Source organism: Martinezella lusitana (genome assembly GCF_010668395.1).
Taxonomy (GTDB): domain Bacteria; phylum Pseudomonadota; class Alphaproteobacteria; order Rhizobiales; family Rhizobiaceae; genus Rhizobium; species Rhizobium lusitanum_A.
Map to the genome: position 1 here is coordinate 154444 of NZ_WUEY01000003.1, position 21044 is coordinate 175487.

The 21044-nt window shown below is 59.3% G+C and carries 24 protein-coding genes; 15 read left to right on the top strand and 9 right to left on the bottom strand.

Annotated elements, in window-relative coordinates:
* Window positions 1-145: 145 nt before the first annotated feature.
* Entirely contained in the window at window positions 146-973 is an 828-nt protein-coding gene (locus tag GR212_RS07640) for a cell envelope integrity EipB family protein (RefSeq protein ID WP_163985879.1), read from the bottom strand.
* A 135-nt stretch (window positions 974-1108) separates the two neighbouring features.
* On the opposite strand from GR212_RS07640, the gene GR212_RS07645 reads away from it, so the two are divergent.
* The 5 genes from GR212_RS07645 (at window position 1109) to GR212_RS07665 (ending at window position 4383) form a co-directional block, all read left to right on the top strand.
* Entirely contained in the window at window positions 1109-1576 is a 468-nt protein-coding gene (locus GR212_RS07645) for a RidA family protein (protein ID WP_092715564.1), read from the top strand.
* Window positions 1576-2295, top strand: a complete 720-nt coding sequence (locus GR212_RS07650; RefSeq protein WP_163985880.1) for a glycerophosphodiester phosphodiesterase — start codon at window positions 1576-1578, stop codon at window positions 2293-2295. Before GR212_RS07645 ends, GR212_RS07650 begins: the two co-directional genes overlap by 1 nt.
* Before the next feature lie 126 nt (window positions 2296-2421).
* Complete coding sequence (locus tag GR212_RS07655; RefSeq protein ID WP_163985881.1) at window positions 2422-3609, top strand: GNAT family N-acetyltransferase; 1188 nt, start codon at window positions 2422-2424, stop codon at window positions 3607-3609.
* 41 nt (window positions 3610-3650) lie between these two features.
* Entirely contained in the window at window positions 3651-4079 is a 429-nt protein-coding gene (locus GR212_RS07660; RefSeq protein WP_163985882.1) for an HIT family protein, read from the top strand.
* 13 nt (window positions 4080-4092) lie between these two features.
* Window positions 4093-4383 carry a Dabb family protein gene (locus tag GR212_RS07665; protein WP_163985883.1) on the top strand — a complete coding sequence of 97 codons (291 nt, stop codon included), beginning with the start codon at window positions 4093-4095 and terminating at the stop codon, window positions 4381-4383.
* A 91-nt stretch (window positions 4384-4474) separates the two neighbouring features.
* On the opposite strand, the gene clpA is transcribed toward GR212_RS07665, so the two are convergent.
* The 5 genes from clpA to cysE form a co-directional block, all read right to left on the bottom strand.
* A complete protein-coding gene (gene clpA / locus GR212_RS07670) occupies window positions 4475-7006 on the bottom strand; it encodes an ATP-dependent Clp protease ATP-binding subunit ClpA (RefSeq protein WP_163985884.1) in 2532 nt (843 codons plus the stop codon).
* 10 nt (window positions 7007-7016) lie between these two features.
* Window positions 7017-7370: an ATP-dependent Clp protease adapter ClpS gene (gene clpS, locus GR212_RS07675; protein WP_113358042.1), complete on the bottom strand. Its 354-nt coding sequence runs from the start codon at window positions 7368-7370 to the stop codon at window positions 7017-7019.
* Window positions 7371-7654: 284 nt separating this feature from the next.
* Entirely contained in the window at window positions 7655-8020 is a 366-nt protein-coding gene (locus GR212_RS07680) for a phasin family protein (RefSeq protein WP_163985885.1), read from the bottom strand.
* A 359-nt stretch (window positions 8021-8379) separates the two neighbouring features.
* Window positions 8380-8583: a DUF3126 family protein gene (locus tag GR212_RS07685; protein ID WP_047633271.1), complete on the bottom strand. Its 204-nt coding sequence runs from the start codon at window positions 8581-8583 to the stop codon at window positions 8380-8382.
* Window positions 8584-8707: 124 nt separating this feature from the next.
* Entirely contained in the window at window positions 8708-9571 is an 864-nt protein-coding gene (gene cysE / locus GR212_RS07690; protein WP_163985886.1) for a serine O-acetyltransferase, read from the bottom strand.
* A gap of 75 nt (window positions 9572-9646) precedes the next feature.
* Between cysE and GR212_RS07695 the strand changes: the two genes are divergently transcribed.
* Window positions 9647-10447 (top strand): enoyl-CoA hydratase-related protein, encoded by an 801-nt coding sequence (locus tag GR212_RS07695; RefSeq protein ID WP_163985887.1) that lies wholly within the window; start codon window positions 9647-9649, stop codon window positions 10445-10447.
* Window positions 10448-10455: 8 nt separating this feature from the next.
* On the opposite strand, the gene GR212_RS07700 is transcribed toward GR212_RS07695, so the two are convergent.
* Entirely contained in the window at window positions 10456-11241 is a 786-nt protein-coding gene (locus tag GR212_RS07700) for an alpha/beta fold hydrolase (protein WP_163985888.1), read from the bottom strand.
* A gap of 201 nt (window positions 11242-11442) precedes the next feature.
* On the opposite strand from GR212_RS07700, the gene GR212_RS07705 reads away from it, so the two are divergent.
* Both GR212_RS07705 and GR212_RS07710 read left to right on the top strand, forming a co-directional pair.
* The gene (locus GR212_RS07705; RefSeq protein WP_047633459.1) at window positions 11443-11688 is read left to right on the top strand and encodes a zinc-finger domain-containing protein; all 246 of its coding nucleotides are present in this window, start codon (window positions 11443-11445) and stop codon (window positions 11686-11688) included.
* Between the two features lie 29 nt (window positions 11689-11717).
* On the top strand, window positions 11718-12881 hold the full coding sequence (locus tag GR212_RS07710) for an FAD-dependent monooxygenase (protein WP_163985889.1): 1164 nt from the start codon (window positions 11718-11720) through the stop codon (window positions 12879-12881).
* On the opposite strand, the gene GR212_RS07715 is transcribed toward GR212_RS07710, so the two are convergent.
* The gene (locus GR212_RS07715) at window positions 12882-14072 is read right to left on the bottom strand and encodes a cystathionine beta-lyase (RefSeq protein WP_163985890.1); all 1191 of its coding nucleotides are present in this window, start codon (window positions 14070-14072) and stop codon (window positions 12882-12884) included.
* A gap of 373 nt (window positions 14073-14445) precedes the next feature.
* Here GR212_RS07715 and GR212_RS07720 point away from each other — a divergent pair, with 373 nt between their 5' ends.
* The 4 genes from GR212_RS07720 to GR212_RS07735 all read left to right on the top strand — a co-directional run bounded on the left by GR212_RS07720 (window position 14446) and on the right by GR212_RS07735 (window position 18704).
* Complete coding sequence (locus tag GR212_RS07720) at window positions 14446-15471, top strand: amino acid ABC transporter substrate-binding protein (RefSeq protein WP_163985891.1); 1026 nt, start codon at window positions 14446-14448, stop codon at window positions 15469-15471.
* A gap of 93 nt (window positions 15472-15564) precedes the next feature.
* Entirely contained in the window at window positions 15565-16755 is a 1191-nt protein-coding gene (locus tag GR212_RS07725; protein WP_163985892.1) for an amino acid ABC transporter permease, read from the top strand.
* 1 nt (window position 16756) lies between these two features.
* Complete coding sequence (locus GR212_RS07730; RefSeq protein ID WP_163985893.1) at window positions 16757-17911, top strand: amino acid ABC transporter permease; 1155 nt, start codon at window positions 16757-16759, stop codon at window positions 17909-17911.
* A gap of 19 nt (window positions 17912-17930) precedes the next feature.
* Complete coding sequence (locus tag GR212_RS07735) at window positions 17931-18704, top strand: amino acid ABC transporter ATP-binding protein (RefSeq protein ID WP_163985894.1); 774 nt, start codon at window positions 17931-17933, stop codon at window positions 18702-18704.
* Window positions 18705-18811: 107 nt separating this feature from the next.
* Here GR212_RS07735 and GR212_RS07740 read toward each other — a convergent pair whose 3' ends face one another.
* Complete coding sequence (locus GR212_RS07740; RefSeq protein ID WP_204326314.1) at window positions 18812-19279, bottom strand: Lrp/AsnC family transcriptional regulator; 468 nt, start codon at window positions 19277-19279, stop codon at window positions 18812-18814.
* Between the two features lie 103 nt (window positions 19280-19382).
* Here GR212_RS07740 and GR212_RS07745 point away from each other — a divergent pair, with 103 nt between their 5' ends.
* The 3 genes from GR212_RS07745 (at window position 19383) to GR212_RS07750 (ending at window position 20614) form a co-directional block, all read left to right on the top strand.
* The gene (locus GR212_RS07745; protein ID WP_163985896.1) at window positions 19383-19991 is read left to right on the top strand and encodes a LysE family translocator; all 609 of its coding nucleotides are present in this window, start codon (window positions 19383-19385) and stop codon (window positions 19989-19991) included.
* Between the two features lie 90 nt (window positions 19992-20081).
* Window positions 20082-20243: a hypothetical protein gene (locus tag GR212_RS36795; RefSeq protein ID WP_204326484.1), complete on the top strand. Its 162-nt coding sequence runs from the start codon at window positions 20082-20084 to the stop codon at window positions 20241-20243.
* Between the two features lie 131 nt (window positions 20244-20374).
* Window positions 20375-20614: a hypothetical protein gene (locus GR212_RS07750; RefSeq protein ID WP_163985897.1), complete on the top strand. Its 240-nt coding sequence runs from the start codon at window positions 20375-20377 to the stop codon at window positions 20612-20614.
* The last annotated feature ends 430 nt before the right edge of the window (window positions 20615-21044 follow it).

Sequence of the window (21044 nt, forward strand, 5' to 3'; positions counted from 1 at the left end):
CCCCGCGCGCCCCACTACAATTCCAGATCGGCGCGGGCAGAAAACGGACTCACCCACACGCGCCAGTCGTTTCACACGATAGTGAAACTTGGATCACAGTTTTATGACGGTAGCTTTATGTTTTGGGCACAACCCTGCATGGGGCCTATTGGCAGGCCTTCGTATCGAGAACTTCGAGCTTGGTAAGCTTGCCGGTCAGCACGAAGTCGCCGTAATCCATGGTGAGGTCGCGCGTTATGCCATTCTCGTAGAGCTTGAACGACATGCGATAGACCGGCGTGGCGTCACCGACGGACTTCTCGTTGAAATAGGCGACGGTCACAGGCCAGAAGGACGTCTTGGCGAAGGCGCCGGCCTTGTCGGCATCGGGATCGTCCGTGGCGGGAGGCTGCTCCTTGCCGACGACGGTGGTTGCGATCAGCGGCTTGTCGCCGTCGTCGGAGCCATCGAAGACCTGCGCCTCGAAGAAATTCTTGCCGAGCTTGGCATTGTGGATGATGTCGAGCATGTGCTCCGTCGGAAAACGGCTCTGGATGAGTTCCACCTGCTTGTTGTGCGGCTCCGTCAGATCGACCTTGATGCCTTTCTGGTCGTCGCTCGCAGCGCCGCGCACATCCTTGTCGAGCTGGTTGTCCGTATAGGACTTGGTCTCGAAGCGGAACAGGCGCTTGCTGAGATCCTCGAAGGTTGTCGTCTGCTGGTCGCTGACGCGGGTGGAATCACCGGTGTCGATCTTCGTCACGAAGCGGAAATTGGTGGTAAACCCCGTGCAATCGGAGCCCTCGAATTCATAGACCATGCGACCGACCATGCCGGAAATGCCGGAGCGATCGGAGGCATCCTTCAGTTCGAGATCATAGACGGCACGATGCGCGATCAGTCCACTCGGACCTGCTGCGTAGGCCGCAGGTGTCCCCAGTGACAGAATGCCCAGCCCCGAAACAACGGCGGCAGCAAGACTCGAGCGGAACATTCATTATCTCCTGTTGGACTCGCATCCGATGTTATAAGAACGCTTTCGGCTGAAACGAGGCTGCCGATCCTAAGTGACGGAATTTAGTCTTGATGCCGGATTTTTGAAGTTTTTACAACAAAACGGGAGATGAAAATGTCCGACGCTATTGAAGGTCGCCTGAAGGAACTTGGTATCGTTCTGCCGCAGGCGGCAGCACCGGCCGCCAACTATGTTCCCTATGTCATCAGCGGCAATCTTCTCTATCTGTCGGGGCAGCTGCCGATGGAAAACGGCAAGATCGGCGTGACGGGCCATCTCGGCAAGGATGTCGACGTCGCCGGCGGCCAGCGTGCGGCCGAGCTCTGCGCCATCAACATTCTCGCCCAGGCAAAAGCGGCGCTTGGCGGCGATCTCGGCCGGATCAAGCGGCTGATCAAGCTGAACGGCTTCGTCGCCTCGACACCGGATTTCGTCGAACAACATCTTGTGATCAACGGTGCGTCGAATCTTCTGGCAAATGTATTGGGCGAAGCCGGCAAGCATGCCCGCGCCGCCGTCGGCATGGCTGCGCTGCCGCTGAATGCGGCCGTTGAAATCGATGCCATTCTGGAAATCGCATAATGAGCAAGCTTGCCTGGCTGACCGAGCGTCCCGTCGCCCATCGCGGCTACCATGACATGAACAGGCAGGTCTGGGAGAATACGCTCTCGGCCTTCAGCCGTGCCATCGAGGCGGGCTTTGCCATCGAGTGCGACCTGCACTACGCCTCGGACGGCGTGCCGGTCGTTTTCCATGACGACGATCTGCAGCGGGTCTGCAACCTGCCCGGCGAAGTGCGCGAGCGCACCTCGGCCGAACTCGGGCTGCTGTCGATCGGCGGCACCAAGGACAAGATCCCGACGCTGAAGCAGCTGCTGCAGCTCTGCGACGGCAAGGTGCCGCTCGTATTGGAGCTCAAGGGACGCGAAGGCGATGACGAAGGCTTTGCGGAATCCGTTCTGGAGGCGCTCGAAGGCTACAAGGGTCATGTCGCGCTAATGAGCTTCGACCATTGGCTGCTCCGGGATCTCAAGGCACTGGAAGCACCCTACCCGGTCGGCCTCACGGCTGAAGGAGACAAGCCCGAGACGTTTTTTCAGCATGACGAAGCCATGCATCTTGGGCTAGACTTCATCTCGTACTTCTATGGCCACCTGCCGAACCCCTTCATCACGGCGCAGCGCCAGCGCGGTATTCCAGTCATCACCTGGACCGTGCGCGACGAAGCGGCCCGCAAACATACATTTGCCAATGCAGACCAGATGACCTTCGAAGGTTTTGATCCGCGCCTGGCCTCATAAATCGGGATCGATTGAAGGAGAGGCTTTGCGCAAACCCAAATTGCCGTTGCGCCTGCAACACATGCCCGTCGGGGCGTATGGCGCCGCGGTGAGAGCCCCTCCCTTCCTTCTTAGCGCAAGAACTTGATGACAGACGAATTATCCATTCGAGTCGAACGATCCTTCAAGAACATCGCCCCGGAGAGCTGGTCCAAGCTGGCCGGGGCGTCCAGAGACGGCAGCGTGTTGTCGTACAATCCCTTCGTCTCGCACGCCTTCCTGTCCTCTTTGGAGGAATCGGGCTCCGCGACCGACAAGACAGGATGGCTCGGCAACCATTTGTTGCTCGAGACCGAGGGCGGCGAATTGGTCGGCGCCATCATTGGCTATCTGAAGAGCCATAGCCAGGGCGAATATGTCTTCGATCACGGCTGGGCCGATGCCTTCGAGCGCGCCGGCGGCCGCTATTATCCGAAGCTTCAATGCTCGATCCCCTTCACGCCCGCCACCGGGCCACGGCTGCTCGTGGCCGAGGGACAGGACCGAAGCGTCCTGCAGCCGGCGCTTGCCGAGAGCCTGAAGGAAGTCACCCGACAGCTCGGCGTTTCCTCCGCGCACATCACCTTCCTGCCCGAAGACGAAGCATCGGTCTTCGAAGGCGACGGCTATCTGCATCGCACCGACCAACAGTTTCACTTCATCAATGAGGGCTATGCCGATCACGACGCGTTCCTGGAGACGCTGGCGTCGCGCAAACGCAAGGCGTTGAAGAAGGAGCGACGCGCAGCGCTCGAGCATGGCATCAGCATCGACTGGCTGACCGGCAGCGATCTCACCGAAGGCATATGGGATCAATTCTTCGCCTTCTACATGGATACGGGCAGCCGCAAGTGGGGCCGTCCCTATCTAACCCGCAAATTCTATTCGCTGATCGGCGAGCGCATGCCGGATGACATCCTGCTTGTCATGGCCAAGCGCGAAGGCCGCTATATCGCGGGCGCCATCAATTTCATCGGCGGCGAGACGCTGTACGGCCGCCATTGGGGCTGCGTGGAGGATCATCCCTTCCTGCATTTCGAAGTCTGCTATCATCAGGCGATCGATTTCGCGCTCAGCAAGGGGCTGAAGCGGGTCGAGGCCGGCGCGCAGGGCGAGCACAAGCTGGCGCGGGGCTATCTTCCCGTCATCACGCATTCCGCACACTATATCGGTCATCAGGGCCTGCGGCGCGCCGTTGCCGACTATCTGCAGCATGAGCGGGAACAGGTGGAGGAAATGAGCGAAATCCTCACCGAACACAGCCCCTTCCGCAAAGGCGAACGGCAGGATATCTAGCCGTTCAGGACTACCGTAAACGGAAGACGAGGAGACACCGGATGACCAGCCCTGCCTACGACAGCAACAACATCTTCGCGAAGATTCTCAAAGGCGAGATCCCGTCTTATCGTGTCTACGAGGATGAGCACACCGTCGCCTTCATGGACGTCATGCCGCAGTCGCCGGGCCATACGCTGGTTCTGCCGAAGTCGCCCTCCCGCAACATTCTCGACGCCGATCCGGCTGCCTTGCAACATGCGATCACGGTCGTCCAGAAGATTGCCGTCGCGGTTCAGGAAGCCTTCGACGCCGATGGCGTCTATATCGCCCAGTTCAACGAGCCGTCCGCAGGCCAAACCGTGTTCCACCTGCATTTCCACGTCATCCCACGCCTCGAGGGCGTCGCGCTGAAGCCGCATTCGGGCAAGATGGAGGATGGTGCTGTGCTGGCGGAAAACGCCAGGAAGATCATCGAAGCGCTGGCCTGAACCGGAGAGGCACATGATTCGCCACACAGTCGCCTTTCGCCTGAAACATGAGGCCGGCTCGATCGAGGAGGCCGGATTTCTCAAAGATGCGCTCGTTCTCAGGAAGATAGCAAGCGTCCGCAAGTTCGAGCAGCTTCGGCAAACCAGCCCGAAGAACGACTTTACCTTCGGCTTCTCGATGGAGTTCGATGACCAGGCGGGCTACGACGCCTATAACGCCCATCCCGATCATGTCGCCTTCGTGCGTGATCGCTGGATGCCCGAAGTCGAGTCCTTTCTCGAAATCGACTATACAAATCTCTAGCGCCTTCTTAGCTCATCAGCATAAGCATATGAAAACGGCTGCATTGTCTCCAATGCAGCCGTTTCGTTTTTCTCAGAATGCCAGTCGGCGACTACTTGCGCGGAACCTTCGGCACGATGCCGCCGCCCTTGCGTGGCGACTTGGCTTCGGCGTCGTCGCCGTCGCCTGATGCCGCAGCCTTGGCGGAGCGGCGGGTAGCGGCTGCCGTTGCGGCCTTGCCGACACGGTTGCGGGTCTTGACGATATCGCCGTCATCCACGTCCACTTCGGACGGCGCATCGCCGACCTCGGCTTCCGGCTTGGGCCGGATCGGAGCCGTGTCCGCGATAGCCTCGAGCAGGATGCCGGTCGAGCCGTCTTCCTTCTTGCCGACCGTGACTGTGACGACGCCACCCTTCTTCAGCTTGCCGAAGAGGATCTCGTTCGCCAGCGGCTTCTTGATGTTTTCCTGGATGACGCGCGCCAGCGGACGGGCGCCCATCTTGTCGTCGTAGCCCTTCTCGGACAGCCAGGCGATGGCGTCCTCGTGCAGGTCGAAGGTAACGTTCCGTTCGGAAAGCTGCGCTTCCAGCTGCATGATGAACTTCTGCACGACCTTGTGGATGACCGTCGTCGGCAGCGGCGCGAAGGGAATGACCGCATCCAGACGGTTGCGGAATTCCGGCGTGAACAGGCGGTTCAGAGCCTCTTCATCCTCGCCCGTGCGCTTGGACGAACCGAAGCCGATAGCGGCCTTGGCCATTTCCGAAGCGCCCGCGTTGGTCGTCATGATCAGGATGACGTTGCGGAAGTCGATCTTCTTGCCGTTGTGGTCGGTCAGCGCGCCATGGTCCATGACCTGCAGCAGGATATTGAAGATATCCGGATGCGCCTTCTCGATTTCGTCGAGCAGGACGACGCTGTGCGGATGCTGGTCGACACCGTCGGTCAGCAGGCCGCCCTGATCGAAGCCGACATAGCCGGGAGGTGCACCGAGCAGGCGGGAGACCGTATGACGCTCCATATATTCCGACATGTCGAAGCGCAGCAGCTCGACACCCAGCGAGGATGCAAGCTGCTTGGCGACTTCCGTCTTGCCGACGCCCGTGGGGCCGGAGAAGACGTAGCAGCCGATCGGCTTGTTCGGTTCGCGCAGGCCGGCACGAGCCAGCTTGATCGAGGTCGAGAGCGCTTCGATCGCCGTATCCTGGCCGTAGACGACCGAACGAAGTTCCTGCTCAAGGTTGGCGAGAACCATCTCGTCGTCCTTGGAAACAGTCTTCGGCGGAATGCGAGCCATGGTCGCGATCGTAACCTCGATCTCACGCTCGGTTATCAGCTTGCGACGCTTCGACGGCGGCAGCAGCATTTGCGCGGCACCGGTTTCGTCGATGACGTCGATCGCCTTGTCCGGCAGCTTGCGGTCGGAGATATAGCGAGCCGACAGTTCGACAGCCGACTTGATGGCGTCGTTCGAATAGCGCAGGTGATGATACTCTTCGAAATAGGGCTTGAGGCCCTTCATGATTTCGATGGCATCCTCGATGCTCGGCTCGTTGACGTCGATCTTCTGGAAGCGGCGGACGAGCGCCCGATCCTTCTCGAAGAACTGACGGTATTCCTTGTAGGTGGTCGAGCCGATGCAACGGATCGCACCCGAGGAAAGAGCCGGCTTCAGCAGGTTCGATGCATCCATGGCGCCGCCGGAGGTGGCGCCCGCACCGATGACGGTGTGGATCTCGTCGATGAACAGCACGGCGCCCGGATACTCTTCGAGCTCCTTGACGACCTGCTTCAGGCGTTCTTCGAAATCGCCGCGATAACGGGTGCCGGCAAGCAGCGTGCCCATATCGAGCGAAAAGATCGTGGCATCGGCCAGGGCTTCGGGAACCTTGCCCTCGACGATGCGCTTGGCAAGGCCTTCGGCAATCGCCGTCTTGCCCACGCCGGGGTCGCCGACATAGAGCGGATTGTTCTTCGAGCGGCGGCACAGTACCTGGATGGTGCGATTAACCTCGGAGTGACGGCCGATCAGCGGATCGATCTTGCCGTTCTTGGCCTTCTCGTTGAGGTTGACGCAATAGGCTTTAAGGGCATCCTGCTGCTTCTTGTTGTTACCTTCCTCCTGCTCGCCGCGGGAGGTCGGCTTGCTTTCGGATTCGGTATCCTCGGCACCGCGCGGCGTGCGAGTCTGGGAGGAACCCGGGCGCTTGCCGATGCCGTGAGAAATGTAGTTGACCGCGTCGTAGCGGGTCATTTCCTGCTCCTGCAGGAAGAAGGCAGCATGACTTTCACGTTCCGCGAAAATCGCGACGAGAACATTGGCGCCCGTCACTTCCTCGCGGCCGGAAGATTGTACATGGATCACGGCGCGCTGAATGACTCGCTGGAAGCCGGAAGTCGGCTTCGAGTCCTCATCATAGCCCGTGACCAGGTTGGAGAGTTCATTATCGACGTATTCAGTCAGAGTCTTACGGAGCGCGTCGAGATCAACATTGCACGCGCCCATGACAGCTGCGGCATCGGCGTCGTCTAACAGCGCCAAGAGCAGATGTTCCAGCGTGGCATACTCGTGATGCCGCTCGTTCGCGTAGGTCAGTGCCTGATGCAGCGCCTTCTCAAGACTAGGCGAAAATGTTGGCACGTTCAGATCCTCACTTCTTTTCCATAACACATTGCAGCGGATGCTGGTGCTGCCGGGCAAAATCCATCACCTGGCTCACCTTCGTTTCGGCTACTTCATATGTATATATCCCGCACTCGCCCACGCCGTGGTTATGGACATGAAGCATGATGCGGGTGGCACTTTCTAGATCCTTTTGAAAGAAACGCTCCAGGATGTGGATCACGAAGTCCATGGGCGTATAGTCGTCATTCAGAAGCAGCACGCGGTATAGGTTGGGCTTTTTGGTTTTGGGCTTGGTGCGTGTAATCACCGAGGTCCCGCGATTTCCGTTTTCCCCGTTCCTTTCGCTGTTGTTTTGCATCCGGATCGGCTCAGCGATCATTTCGTTCATTCCTCAAATCATCCGGCAGAAGCTATCGCATTCCGACTTGGCACTGGTTGTTTCTTCACTCGGTCGGGCCAGATATCCGAACCTCTAACTTAGTTCATATCGGCGCGATTTTAAGCCCCTTGCGGGACACTGCAATCACAATTCGCTGACAAACGGGGCTGCGACCAAAAAAGTCGCTGCATATCCCTAGATGGGGATCGGCGCTCGAAAACGCAAAGGACCGGCCGCGCGTCGCGCAGCCGGTCCTTCAGGAAGTTTTGCCCTCAGGCGAGAATTTAAGCGGCTGTTGCCGTCGCTGCTGCCTTGCTGGCGGCCTTCGTTGCGGCCGCGACAGGCGCTTCGTAAGGCTTGTAGGCAACCTTGGCGAGGTCGGCATACATTTCGCCGAGCTTGGTGGCTTCGGCAACGAAGTTTTCGTAGGAAGACTTCACGTAACCGCTCTGAAGCTCGAAGGCGGCCTCGAAGCTCTTGACGCCGGCGAGCGTTTCGAAGTGTGCAACGCCGTCCTGGAAAGACTTCTTGGAGTATTCGGCGGCTTCGGCAGCAATCGCCTGAAAGCTCTTGGTGACATCGGAATAGCTCTTCAGCGCCGTGTCGATGGCTTCCTTGCCCTTCTTGTTCGCGTCATCGAAATTGAACATGCTTCTCCGTCCCTTGTTGGCCGGCCGGTGGCCGGTTTGCAGGGTTAAAGCTTAAATGCGACGCACAATTAGTCAAGTAGTCTTGTGCGACGCAATATCTTCCCTGGGTTGCATTTTCAATGACGGCGCAATGTCGACAGCAATGAGTGCACTGCATCATTCTGTTTTTCCTAATATATATCATGTCGCCTGCAACCGCAGGCTTTGACTAAAATATCGGCAATAAGCCCAGAAAAACGCTGCTCTGATCCGTATGGCGCGAAGCGAGGCGCAGCTCACCCGCGGCAAAGGCAAAGAAAAGGGCCGCATTTCAATGAAACACGGCCCGGCAATTCGATCGCGAATTGAGATCGGCGGAATTAAAGATCGACGTCCAGGATAGCCATCGAAAAATTATAGGAGCGGTCGCCGTCTTCGTCGTCGATATAGACAACGCCCAGAAACTCTTCGCCAAGGTAGACTTCCGCCGAATCGTTCTTGCGCGGGCGGGCCTTCACCACGATCTGCGGGTTGAACGTGCGTTTGAAATAGGCGTCCAGTTTCTTGATTTCTTCAGGCTTCACAATGCTTCTCCGTGAGGATCTCGGTTGGCCGCTTCTTGCATAGGAAAAGCGGCAGTGTAAAGACCGGAACCGCGCATACTTCCCCAGCGGCAGCGCAAGCCTCCGAAAGTCAGGCTGGTTTCCCCTAGATTCCGGCACCCATGATCTGATCCACGACCAATTGTTCGGCAAGGAGCTGGTCCATCGAACGGGACGGCTCGGAACAGCCGGCTTCGCCGACGACCTTGGCCGGCACGCCGGCAACGGTCGTCTTCGCAGGCACTTCCTTCAGCACGACGGAGCCGGCGGCAATGCGCGAGCAATGGCCGATCTGGATATTGCCGAGGATCTTGGCTCCGGCGCCGATCAATACGCCATGGGCGATCTTCGGATGGCGGTCGCTGCCTTCCTTGCCGGTGCCGCCAAGCGTGACCCCGTGCAGGATCGAAACATTGTCGCCGATCACGGCCGTTTCACCGACGACGAGGCCGGTGGCGTGATCGAGGAAGATCCCCTTGCCGATGCGCGCCGCCGGATTGATATCCGTCTGGAAGACGCTGGAGGAGCGGCTCTGCAGATAGAGCGCGAAATCGCGGCGGCCGCGATTATAGAGCCAGTGCGCGAGACGATGCGTTTGCAGCGCATGGAAGCCCTTGAAATAGAGCACAGGCTCGACGAAACGCAGGCAGGCGGGATCGCGATCGTAGACCGCCTGGATGTCGACCCGGAGAATCGATCCCCATTCCGGCCAGTCGCCAAGCATCTCCTCGAAGGTCTGCCGCAACAAAATGGCCTGCATGTCGGGATGGTCGAGACGCTCGCAGATGCGATAGATGACGCACTCTTCCAGCGAACGGTGATTGATGATCGTCGAATAGAGGAAGGCGGCAAGCAGCGGATCCCGCTCGGCAGCGGCGCGAGCCTCCTCGCGCATGCTGTCCCAGATAGGGTCCATGACCTTAACTGCGCCCAAGCCCTCCAAAGGGCGAATGTCCGTTGCTGCGACCATTGGCGGTCTCCCGATTTTCTGTCAGGGGTGCATTATATAGAATAAATGCCACACAAGACAAATGGTTGGTCGCCCATGAATTTCGATCATGACTTTGCCGGCGGTCTCATTCGCGCGACGTGCCGAGATATGATCGGCACGATCACCATCAACAACCCCGACCGAAAGAATGCCGTGACGGCCGCCATGTGGCGCGCGATCCCGCAGGCCGTGCGCATTCTGACCGATGAAGCGCATGCGCATGTGATTATCCTGCGCGGCACCGACGCGGATTTTTCGGCGGGCGCCGATATCCGTGAATTCGACACCGTGCGCAAGAACTCCGAGACGGCCGTCGTCTATGAAGCCCTGAACAGCCAGGCTTTCGAGGCAATCCGCCACTGCCGCGTGCCGACGATCGCGGCGATCCGAGGCATCTGCTATGGCGGAGGCTTCGGGGTGGCGGCCGCCTGCGATCTGCGGATCGCCGAACGGGGCGCGCGATTTTCCGTGCCCGCCGTTCGCCTCGGCATCGCCTACCCGGCCGACGCCGTGCAGGATATCGTCAACGCGCTTGGAACCCAGATGGCCAAGGTCGCCTTGTTTACCGGTGCGCCCATGTCGAGCGAGAAGATGGTTGCTGCCGGCTTTCTGCTGGAGGAAATCGAGGCCGCCGCTTTCGAGGACGAGATATCCGCCCTCGCCCATGCGATCGCCGTGAACGCCCCGATCGCGCTGCATGCCTCGAAACTCGCAATCCGCGCCGTCATCGAGCAGGATCGCGACCTGTTGCGCGAGGCGGAGGTGATCGGCGCCGAGACCTTCGACAGCGCCGACTATACCGAGGGCCGCGCCGCCTTTGCCGAGCGGAGAAAGCCGCTTTTCACCGGCAAGTGACCCGCGGCCTAACGCTTGTCGAGCCGCTGGTAGAACTCGAGAACCGCTGCCTTGAAGATCTTGTCGCCGACGGCGAGCATATGGTCGCGGTTCGGAATGTCGATTGCCTTGGCATTCGGCATCAGCGCCGCGAGTTCCTGTCCCGAACCGGCAATATCGTCCTTGGTGCCGACGGCGATCAAAGTCGGCGCTTCGATCCTCGCCACATCCTCCCTCGAGGCCAGATCGCGCGAGCCCTGGATACAGGCGGCCAGCGCCTGCCGGTCGCTTTTCGTCTGCTCGGCAAAGGCGCGGAACATGCGCCCGCGGGCATGGGTGACATCGTCGAGCGACGGTGCAACCAGCGCATCCGCAATCGGATCCCAGTCGCCGACACCTTCGACCATGCCGATGCCGAGGCCGCCCAGCACCAGCGAGCGGACGCGATCCGGGTGCGCGATCGCCATGAAGGTCGCAACGCGCGCGCCCATGGAGTAACCCATGACATGGGCTTCGGCTATGCCCAGATGGTCGAGGAGAGCCACGGCGTCCTCGGCCATGATCCAGGGATGGTAGACATCGGCATCGTAAAGCTTGTCGCTGGAGCCGTGGCCGCGGTTATCGATGGCAATCACGCGATAGCCCGCGTCGCCGAGCGTCTTGAGCCATCCCGGATTGACCCAATTCGCAATCGCGGTCGAGGCAAATCCATGAATCAGCAGTACCGGCGGGCCGCTCGGATCACCGTCATCGAAAAAGGCGAGCTTCAATCCGTTTTTGACAAAATGAGATATGGGGGGAGCATTCAAATTCATGGCTTCGTCTTTACAAACCTGGTCCTGTTGGTGCCGGACCATATTTTATCGGCGATATCAAATGAACCCTACGCCCGCGAAAATCTCTGCATCAAGCAGGACTTTCGCACTACACAATCAGCAAGAAGAATTATAAAGAGGGGCTACCAAGTCTGGCGCAACATTCATGCCCCTTACGGCAAGACGCATTCGGAGATCATCATGGCCGGCCACAATATTCCCCATTTCCAGAACGACGGCGGACATCGCGTCATCGAAATCGGCGTGAAGGAATTCATGTGCACCGGCGCATCGGTCCCCTACGATCACCCGCATATCTTCATTGATATCGGCGACGAGAGCGAGAAGGTGTGCTCCTACTGCTCGACGCTGTACCGCTACAATCCGTCGCTGAAGGCGGACCAGACCAACCCTGCCGGCTGCGTTTTCCACTTCAAGGCGGCGTAACGCCATAGCGTCCGATCGGACATAAGAGAATGCCGATCAAAACAGCCGCAATCATCGGCGCCGGAATAGCCGGATTGACGGCGGCGCTGGCGTTGGCGAGGCATGGCATCGCATCCGAGATTTTCGAGCAGGCGGACGTGCTGACCGAAGTCGGCGCCGGCCTGCAGATCTCACCGAACGCCTCCCGTATCCTCGACACGCTCGGCGTACTCGATACACTTCGGCCGGTCTGGCTGGAACCCGAAGAAATCCGGCTTGTCTCCGGCTCGTCCCTACGACCGATCGCATCCGTTCCCTGTGGAATTTTTGCCCTGCAGCGATGGGGCGCGCCCTATGGAACCGCGCATCGCGCGACCTTGCAGAAGGCGCTCCTCGATGCCGTGACAGCCAACGCGCTCTGCAAGCTGCATCTCGGCCGTCACATCGACATCAAGAACAAGCAGGCGCTGGAGGAGATTGCCAGAAGGAAGCTCGATATCGTCATCGGGGCCGACGGCGTATGGTCGAAGGCGCATGCCATGGTGCCCGGAGCTCCCTCGCCGCTGTTTTCCGGCAATATTGCCTGGCGCTTCTCCATTGCCGAAACGCAGGCTCCGGCAATGCTGGAGAAGACAAGCGTAACGGCGTTCCTCGGCCCATCCAGCCATCTCGTCTGCTATCCCATCCGGGAAAATGCAGCGTTCAATATCGTCGCTATCGTTTCGGGTTCCAGTTCCAGCCGTGACTGGGGCGTCGCCGGCAACAAAGCGCAGCGCGAGCAGATGTTGCGCGGCTTTTCCGGCTGGAACGGCGCGATCCGGCGAATGCTGGAAGCCCAGGAGCCGGCGAGCTTCTGGCCTCTCTACGAGATGAAGGCCGGGCGATGGCACAACGGCAGCGATACTATTCTGATCGGCGATGCCGCGCATGCGATGATGCCGTTTGCCGCGCAAGGGGCAGCCATGGCGATAGAGGACGCCTTCGAACTTGCTGGGATGCTTGCGGCACACTCGCCTGTCGAAGCCTTCGAGCTTTATGAAAAGCGCCGGGCACCACGGATTGCGCGCCTGAAGCAGCGCGCCGCCTTCAATCAATTCGCCTATCACGCCCGCGGCCCGGTCCGCATCGCGCGCAATCTCGTTCTCTCGCTTCGTCCGCCGCAAAGGCTCGCGGCGGATATGGACTGGATTTACGGCTATCGCGCGATCGGCTGATTACGCCTGCCGGACGGCAGCAAAGCCCTTTTCGATATCCGCCTTGATATCGGCGACATCTTCCAGGCCGATCTGCAGGCGGATGACAGGGCCCTCTTTCGGAGCCTTGGTGACGCGACGGTCGTTGAGGTTGACCTGCAGGGCAAGGCTTTCAAAGCCGCCCCAGGAATAGCCGAGGCCGAAAATACGCAAGGCATCGAGGAAGGCGTGCGCCTTGGCCTTGAACTTCCGCGGATCGTCGACGGCGAGGACGAACGAGAAGATCCCGCTCGCTCCCTTGAAGTCGCGCTTCCAGATCGCGTGGCTCGGGAAGCTCGGCAAGGCCGGATGCAGCACCCGGGCGACGTCCTCCCTGCCCTCGAGCCATTGGGCGATGGCAAGCGCACTCTCCTGATGACGCTCCAGGCGTATGCCCATGGTGCGCAAACCGCGCAGCACCTGATAGGCGTCGTCCGGCGCGCCGCAGATGCCGAGCTGGCCATGCGCGTCGAGCAACCGCCCCCAATGGGCCTCATTGGCCGAAACGGTTCCCATCACGATATCGGAATGGCCTGCCGGATATTTCGTCACCGCATGAATGGAAACGTCGACGCCGTGATCGAGCGGCTTGAAATAGAGCGGGGTCGCCCAGGTATTGTCCATGGTCACGACGCAGCCGTGCCGGTGAGCCGCCGCGGAGATTGCCGGAATATCCTGCATTTCGAAGGTGTTGGAACCCGGTGCCTCGGTGTGGACCAGCCTGGTGTTCGGCTTGAACAACTGTTCGATGCCGGCGCCGACCAGCGGATCGTAATAGTCGACCTCGATGCCGAGGCGCTTCAGCATAGTGTCGCAGAAGAAGCGTGTCGGCCCGTAGACCGAATCGACGATCAAGGCGTGATCGCCGGCGGACAGATAGGCGAGAAACGGCACGGTGACCGCCGCAAGCCCGGACGGCACGATGACCGTTCCGGCCGATCCCTCCAGCGCGTCCATCGCCTCGCACAGCGCATCCGTCGTCGGTGTGCCGCGCGTGCCGTAAGTGTACTTCTGATCGTGCGTCTCCATCACGCGCGCATTGGGAAACAGCACCGTCGAGGCATGCACTACGGGGGGATTGACGAAGCCGTGGAAATCAAAGGGCGAATTGCCGATGTGGGACAAACGCGTGTTGATGCCGGCGTTCTGCAGGAATGTGTCTTTGTCTTTCATGTCCGGATATGCCTTTGGCGCTGTAGGAAGCTGGATTTGTGGCGGCCAAGTCCAGTGGGGTCAACCCCGCTCGTCCCAACATCACATATTATTAGAAGGCTAAACTAACAAAAATAGCGACAGAAACCCCATTTTCGCGCAGTTTTTTGGCAAAATACCGCTCATTTCGACGCCAGATGCCCATTTTTCGACCGCATCGGGCAAAAATGCCGAATAAATCCGCAATAATCTGGGCGATCTCTTGACCGTTACACCATTTGCGACTGTGATAGGACCAGTCGCACCGGGAAAGGGAAGGAGCGCGGTTCTCCAGGAACCTGCTTCGGGAGCGATAAATTTTAACTATAAAACAAATAGAAAAAGGTTGGGAAAGATGAAAAAGTTTGCTCTCTCCGCATTTCTCGGAGTCGCAGCATTGGCTTACACCGCGTCGGGTGCCTCTGCCTCGACGCTGAGCGATGTAAAAGCCAAGGGCTTCGTTCAGTGCGGCGTGAATACGGGCCTTCTCGGCTTCGCACAGCCAGATGCCTCCGGCAACTGGGCCGGTTTCGACATCGACTTTTGCAAGGCCGTAGCTTCTGCCGTATTCGGCGATCCGACCAAGGTGAAGTACACCCCTCTCAGCGCCAAGGACCGCTTCACCGCGCTGCAGTCGGGTGAAATCGACGTGCTGTCTCGTAATACCACCTGGACTATCAACCGTGACACCGCACTCGGCCTCAAGTTCCGTCCCGTCACCTATTATGACGGCCAGGGCTTCATGGTTCGCAAGGAACTGAACGTGAAGTCGGCGCTCGAGCTTTCCGGCGCAGCCATCTGCGTGCAGTCCGGCACGACGACCGAGCTCAACCTCGCCGACTACTTCAAGACCAACAACCTTCAGTACAATCCGGTCGTCTTCGACAAGCTCGAGGAAGTCAACACCGCCTATGACTCAGGCCGTTGCGACGTCTACACGACCGACCAGTCCGGCCTCTACGCACTGCGCCTGACGCTGAAGAACCCCGACGACAACGTCGTGCTGCCTGAAATCATCTCGAAGGAGCCGCTTGGCCCGGCCGTTCGCCAGGGTGACGACCAGTGGTTCAACATCGTCAGCTGGGCAGCCTATGCACTCGTGGACGCTGAAGAGTTCGGCATTACGCAGAAGAACGTCGATGAGATGAAGAACTCTGCGAACCCGGATATCAAGCGCTTCCTCGGCGCCGAACAGGGCTCCACCATCGGCACCGATCTCGGCCTGACCAACGACTGGGCCTACAACATCATCAAGGGCGTCGGTAACTACGGCGAAGTCTTCGACCGCAACATCGGCGCAGGCAGCCCGCTGAAGATCTCCCGCGGCATCAATGCGCTGTGGAACAAGGGCGGCATCCAGTACGCGCCTCCGGTCCGCTAAGCGACACGCCCAAATTTCGGAGAAAGGCGGCGAACCGCCTTTCTCACCTCAAGAAAACAAGCCTGAAACAGGCACATTGGGGAAAAACTCTGTATGGCAATCACTACGAATTCGCCTGAAGGCGAGCGCTCATCCATATCGGCGCTGTACGACCCCAAAATCCGGGGCATCGTCTATCAGGCCCTTACCATTCTCATTCTTGTGGGTATCGGCTGGTTCCTCATCCGCAATACCGCTCGCAATCTGAGCGACTTGAACCGCTCCTTCGGTTTTGGCTTTCTCGAAGGTCGCGCTGGCTTCAATCTGGGCCAGGCCCTCATTCCCTATTCCAGCGACTCCACCAATTTAGACGCATTGATCGTCGGCGTCCTCAACACACTCCTCATTTCGGTCGTTGGCATCGTCGCAGCGACGATCGTCGGCTTCATCATCGGCATCGGCAGACTTTCGAACAACTGGCTGATCGCGAAGCTTTCGCAGGCATATGTCGAACTCTTCCGCAACATCCCGCCGCTGCTCGTCATCTTCTTCTGGTACAGCGGCGTTCTGGTGTTGCTGCCGCAGGCACGCGATGCCGTGCATCTGCCGTTCTCGAGTTACCTCAGCAATCGCGGCCTCGCCTTCCCCAGCCCGATTTTCGGCGCCGGCATGTGGGCCGTGGGGATTGCTTTTCTCATCGCCATAGCCGCGGTGTTTTTCGTGGCGCGCTGGGCCCATAAGCGCCAGGCGGCGACCGGCCAGCAATTTCATACGATCTGGGTATCGATCGGCATATTGATCGGCCTGCCGTTGATCGTTTTCCTGGTGACGGGCATGCCGCTTTCCTTCGACTATCCGGTCGCCGGCAAGTTTAACCTGACCGGCGGGACGGTCGTGGGGCCGGAGTTCATAGCGCTTCTCCTTGCCCTTTCCCTCTATACCGCAACTTATATCGCCGAGATCGTGCGCGCCGGCATCCGCGGCGTCGCGAAGGGGCAGTCGGAAGCGGCGGGCGCGCTTGGCCTTCGGGCCTCGGTCATCACCAGGCTTGTCGTCATCCCGCAGGCGATGCGGATCATCATTCCGCCGCTGACGAGCCAATATCTCAACCTCATCAAGAACTCCTCGCTCGCCATCGCCATTGGTTATGCCGATCTCGTCGCCGTCGGCGGCGTAATTCTCAATCAGTCCGGCCGCGCCGTCGAAGTCGTCATCATATGGATGATCATCTATCTCGTCCTGAGCATCATAACGTCGCTGTTCATGAACTGGTTCAACGCCAAGATGGCTCTGGTGGAGAGATAAGATGGCCAGCGTAGATCAACACTTCGTCAGCAAGTCGCTTCTTTCCGCCCAACCTGCTCCCGCCAGCGAAAAGGGTGTATGGCATTGGATGCGGAAGAACCTCTTTGCCACGCCAAAGGACATCGTTCTGACCTTGCTTGCGGTCGTCTTCCTCGTCTGGGCGATCCCGCATCTGGTCAACTGGCTGTTCATACAGGCGGTCTGGGACGGGACCGACCGCACATTCTGCGCGACGAAGGTGCAAGGCGGGACGCAGCCGGACGGCTGGAACGCTGCCTGCTGGGCCTTCGTTCGCGCGAAATTCGTCGTCTTCATGTTCGGCCTTTATCCGCCGGAAGAACGCTGGCGGCCTATCCTCGTCGCTATCCTGATGGTGCTTGGCTTCGCACCTCTGCTGATGCCATCGGTTCCCAGAAAAGGATTGAATGCGATCATCGCATTCTTCGTATTGCCGGTTATCTCGTTCTTCCTGCTCCATGGCGGCTTCGGCCTCGAGACCGTGGAAACGGAGAGATGGGGCGGCCTGATGGTGACGCTGGTCATTGCCTTCGTCGCAATCGCGGTCTCCTTCCCGTTCGGCATCCTGCTCGCGCTGGGGCGCCGCTCGAAATTGCCCGTTCTCCGCATGCTCTGCGTGATCTTCATCGAGATCATCCGCGGCGTGCCATTGATCACGGTGCTGTTCATGGCCAGCTACATGCTGCCGCTGTTCATGCCGCAGGGCTGGACTGTGGATAAGCTGCTGCGCGCCGTGGTCGGCATTGCGATCTTCACATCGGCCTACATGGCCGAAGTCATTCGCGGCGGTCTTCAGGCAATACCGAAGGGCCAGTTCGAGGGAGCCGACTCGCTCGGCCTTGGCTACTGGCAGAAGATGCGGCTCATCATTTTGCCGCAGGCGATCAAGCTGGTCATTCCCGGCATCGTCAACACCTATATCGGCATGTTCAAGGACACGTCGCTGGTGGCGATCATCGGGATGTTCGATCTGCTCGGCATCGTCCGCCAGAACTTCTCGGACGCGAATTGGGCCTCGGCGGTGACGCCGGTGACGGGTCTGATTTTCGCCGGCTTCATTTTTTGGCTGTTCTGCTTCGGCATGTCGCGCTATTCAGGTTTTGTGGAGCGCCATCTCGACACCGGCCACAAGCGATAAGAATTGAGGGAAATACAAAATGGCTGAAGCCCAATCGAAGAAAATGACCGTTTCCGAGACCGAGGTCGCGGTTAACATGATTAACATGAACAAGTGGTACGGCGACTTCCATGTGTTGCGCGATATCAATCTGAAGGTCATGCGCGGCGAGCGCATCGTCATTGCCGGCCCGTCCGGCTCGGGAAAATCGACGATGATCCGCTGCATCAACCGTCTGGAAGAGCACCAGAAAGGCCAGATCGTCGTCGACGGCGTCGAGCTCACCAACGATCTGAAAAAGATCGATGAAGTGCGCCGCGAAGTCGGCATGGTGTTCCAGCACTTCAATCTCTTCCCGCACCTGACGATCCTCGAAAACTGCACGCTGGCCCCGATCTGGGTACGCAAGATGCCGAAGAAGCAGGCGGAAGAAATCGCCATGCACTTCCTGACCCGCGTCAAGATCCCCGAGCAGGCCAAGAAATATCCGGGCCAGCTTTCCGGCGGTCAGCAGCAGCGCGTGGCAATCGCCCGCTCGCTGTGCATGAACCCGAAGATCATGCTGTTCGACGAGCCGACCTCGGCACTCGACCCGGAAATGATCAAGGAAGTGCTCGACACGATGGTCGGTCTTGCCGAGGAAGGCATGACCATGCTGTGCGTCACCCACGAAATGGGCTTCGCCCGCCAGGTCGCCAACCGCGTCATCTTCATGGACCAGGGCCAGATCGTCGAACAGAATTCGCCGAAGGAATTCTTCGACAATCCGCAGCATGAGCGCACCAAGCTTTTCCTCAGCCAGATCCTGCACTGATCCCGATCCGGCCAAAGACGAATGAAAAAAACCCGCCGCTGTTTCGCAGCCGGCGGGTTTTTCATGGACAGACCTTGCACCGCCGGCGCGCGGCGAACCGAAACCGATCAGCGCAACGGCAGAGCATAGGTCTGCTTGACGACCTGGCTCGGCACATCGGTCTTGACGTTCTGGATGCCGTTGACCCTCGTCAGATGCGTGGACTGGAACTGCCTGTAGTCATCGAGATCGGACACCGCGACCCGCAGCAGCGCGTCGCTTTCGCCGAGCATGATGTAGCATTCCATTACCTGCGGCAGCGTCTTCATGGCGGCGATGAAATGGTCGATCGTCTCCGCGTCCTGCGCCGTCAGCCAGACGCGGGCAAACAGCGAAAGCGGCAGGCCCGCCTTGACCGGGTTCAGCACGGCGACATAACGATCGATGATGCCGGCATCCTCCAGAAGCTTGACGCGCCGCAAACAGGGCGATGGCGAGAGCCCCACCTCCTTTGCCAGTTCCACATTCTGAATCCGTCCGTCACGCTGCAGGACGCGCAGGATGCGTTTGTCGATCTCATCCAGCCGCATTGGCATTTCCTACCGGTAAGCCGCATATCTTGAATTCTGATGCCAATATTCTCGCAGAAATTGGCATCTTCGCAAGTCGATTGCGCCACCGAGCCGTTAGGCTTGCACCATGGAAAACGCCAATCTTCTTCTCTTTGCCGCCACCGTGCTGCCGCTCATCTGCACGCCGGGATCGGACATGCTGTTCGTCGCGTCGCAGGCCGTCTCCGGAGGCACCACAGCCGGGCTGCGCTCGACCGCGGGCATCTGCGTCGGCTACGTCGTGCATTCGACGCTGGCAGCGCTCGGTGTGGCCGCGATTATCGCGGCCTCGCCCGTCTTGTTCGCGGCGCTGCGCTGGATCGGCATCGCCTATCTGACCTACCTCGCCTTCCGGCTCATCGCGTCCTCCCTGAGAGCCGGCATTGCGCCGCCACCATCACGGATCGCAGCCAACAGATTTCGGCGCGGCTTTCTGACGGCCGTTCTCAATCCCAAGGGCATGATGATCTATTTCGCCATCCTGCCGCAGTTCATAGGACATGACGAGAGCATCGTCCTGCAGGCCTCCCTGCTTTCCGCGATCTTCATCGGCCTCTGCGGGATCGTCTACGCGTTGCTCAGCCTCGCCATCGCGGCCATCGGCTCTCGCGGAAATTTCAGCGATCGCCGCAGGAGATGGATCGAGAGTATTGCCGGCGGCCTGCTGCTTGTCGCGGCCGGACGACTGGCAACGTGAACAAACCATATAGCGCTTCGCGTGAGACGCGATATAGTATCCGCCACCGCGAACAATGCGGGATTCACGAGACGTCGGGGGAAGCGGGCCGTGAAAAAAAGCGACAGAATCATCGGCGGACTCGCTCTCTTGAGCGCCGCCATCATCATTATCAAGCTGGCCGGAGTGATGTCCGGTCACGACCTCATCCAGATGGCGGTCGATGCCACAAGGCCGAAAGACGCCGGAGGCTGGCCAACGGCAGCGAATTAAATGCCGAATGGATTCCAGCCAGATTGCGCCTTGCGATAGTTGCGACGTGGCGGGCGCTGCCGCGATCGGAAAAGTCTCTGCTTGACTCTTCCTCAACCATGAACATAGTAAGAACAAACAAGGAAGACATCATGAGCACCGGCGAGAAATTTATCATCCTGCCATATCGAAGGAACCGCGGTAATCTTGTGGTCGGTGAAATGAGGCAGGCATCGAGCATTCCATCCGCGGAGAAGATCGCGGCATCCATGGCCTCCCGATTCGTCGGCGTTGCTGCCTATGCCGTGATGGTCGACGAAGAAACCGGCGACATGTCATCCCCGCGCCTGCTGGTGAAGCATGGCGACATCGCGGATCTGAACGCCGCTTGAAGCTGATTGGCAATTTGACGAACGAACCCGCCGCCGTTCGGCGGAGTTAAGACGTGCGCCATGCAAACGGCCGGTAGGGCAAACCATTCCGGCGAAGCCGGAAGCAGCACCGAAAGACCAAGCAATAGCTTACTTTGGTCGCTGACTGCATTTACAGCCGCGTCGATCCGGGTCGCGGACTTTCAAAATGCGATTGGAGCGATACGCTCGACATAATGACGCTCGTCTCAACGCGCGGCCACGATTTTCCACCCGACAACATGGCGAAGCGCCTTCACTGCCCCGCTGCTGCTGCCTGGAACTCCGCATCATCCACGCTTTTCCGTGGCGGGAGGTGCCGCAATTCGAGATGGGCGCGAGAGAAAGCTGGTAATACCGTGAATGATTCGGTTACAAGCGCGCGCGGCTTCCCTGCGACATGTCGTGCGAT

Coding starts and splice junctions, on each gene's coding strand:
- GR212_RS07640 (WP_163985879.1), bottom strand. CDS start 973: ATGTTCCGCTCGAGTCTTGCTGCCGCCGTTGTTTCGGGGCTGGGCATT.
- GR212_RS07645 (WP_092715564.1), top strand. CDS start 1,109: ATGTCCGACGCTATTGAAGGTCGCCTGAAGGAACTTGGTATCGTTCTG.
- GR212_RS07650 (WP_163985880.1), top strand. CDS start 1,576: ATGAGCAAGCTTGCCTGGCTGACCGAGCGTCCCGTCGCCCATCGCGGC.
- GR212_RS07655 (WP_163985881.1), top strand. CDS start 2,422: ATGACAGACGAATTATCCATTCGAGTCGAACGATCCTTCAAGAACATC.
- GR212_RS07660 (WP_163985882.1), top strand. CDS start 3,651: ATGACCAGCCCTGCCTACGACAGCAACAACATCTTCGCGAAGATTCTC.
- GR212_RS07665 (WP_163985883.1), top strand. CDS start 4,093: ATGATTCGCCACACAGTCGCCTTTCGCCTGAAACATGAGGCCGGCTCG.
- clpS (WP_113358042.1), bottom strand. CDS start 7,370: ATGATCGCTGAGCCGATCCGGATGCAAAACAACAGCGAAAGGAACGGG.
- GR212_RS07680 (WP_163985885.1), bottom strand. CDS start 8,020: ATGTTCAATTTCGATGACGCGAACAAGAAGGGCAAGGAAGCCATCGAC.
- cysE (WP_163985886.1), bottom strand. CDS start 9,571: ATGGTCGCAGCAACGGACATTCGCCCTTTGGAGGGCTTGGGCGCAGTT.
- GR212_RS07695 (WP_163985887.1), top strand. CDS start 9,647: ATGAATTTCGATCATGACTTTGCCGGCGGTCTCATTCGCGCGACGTGC.
- GR212_RS07700 (WP_163985888.1), bottom strand. CDS start 11,241: ATGAATTTGAATGCTCCCCCCATATCTCATTTTGTCAAAAACGGATTG.
- GR212_RS07705 (WP_047633459.1), top strand. CDS start 11,443: ATGGCCGGCCACAATATTCCCCATTTCCAGAACGACGGCGGACATCGC.
- GR212_RS07710 (WP_163985889.1), top strand. CDS start 11,718: ATGCCGATCAAAACAGCCGCAATCATCGGCGCCGGAATAGCCGGATTG.
- GR212_RS07715 (WP_163985890.1), bottom strand. CDS start 14,072: ATGAAAGACAAAGACACATTCCTGCAGAACGCCGGCATCAACACGCGT.
- GR212_RS07720 (WP_163985891.1), top strand. CDS start 14,446: ATGAAAAAGTTTGCTCTCTCCGCATTTCTCGGAGTCGCAGCATTGGCT.
- GR212_RS07725 (WP_163985892.1), top strand. CDS start 15,565: ATGGCAATCACTACGAATTCGCCTGAAGGCGAGCGCTCATCCATATCG.
- GR212_RS07730 (WP_163985893.1), top strand. CDS start 16,757: ATGGCCAGCGTAGATCAACACTTCGTCAGCAAGTCGCTTCTTTCCGCC.
- GR212_RS07735 (WP_163985894.1), top strand. CDS start 17,931: ATGGCTGAAGCCCAATCGAAGAAAATGACCGTTTCCGAGACCGAGGTC.
- GR212_RS07740 (WP_204326314.1), bottom strand. CDS start 19,279: ATGCCAATGCGGCTGGATGAGATCGACAAACGCATCCTGCGCGTCCTG.
- GR212_RS07745 (WP_163985896.1), top strand. CDS start 19,383: ATGGAAAACGCCAATCTTCTTCTCTTTGCCGCCACCGTGCTGCCGCTC.
- GR212_RS07750 (WP_163985897.1), top strand. CDS start 20,375: ATGAGCACCGGCGAGAAATTTATCATCCTGCCATATCGAAGGAACCGC.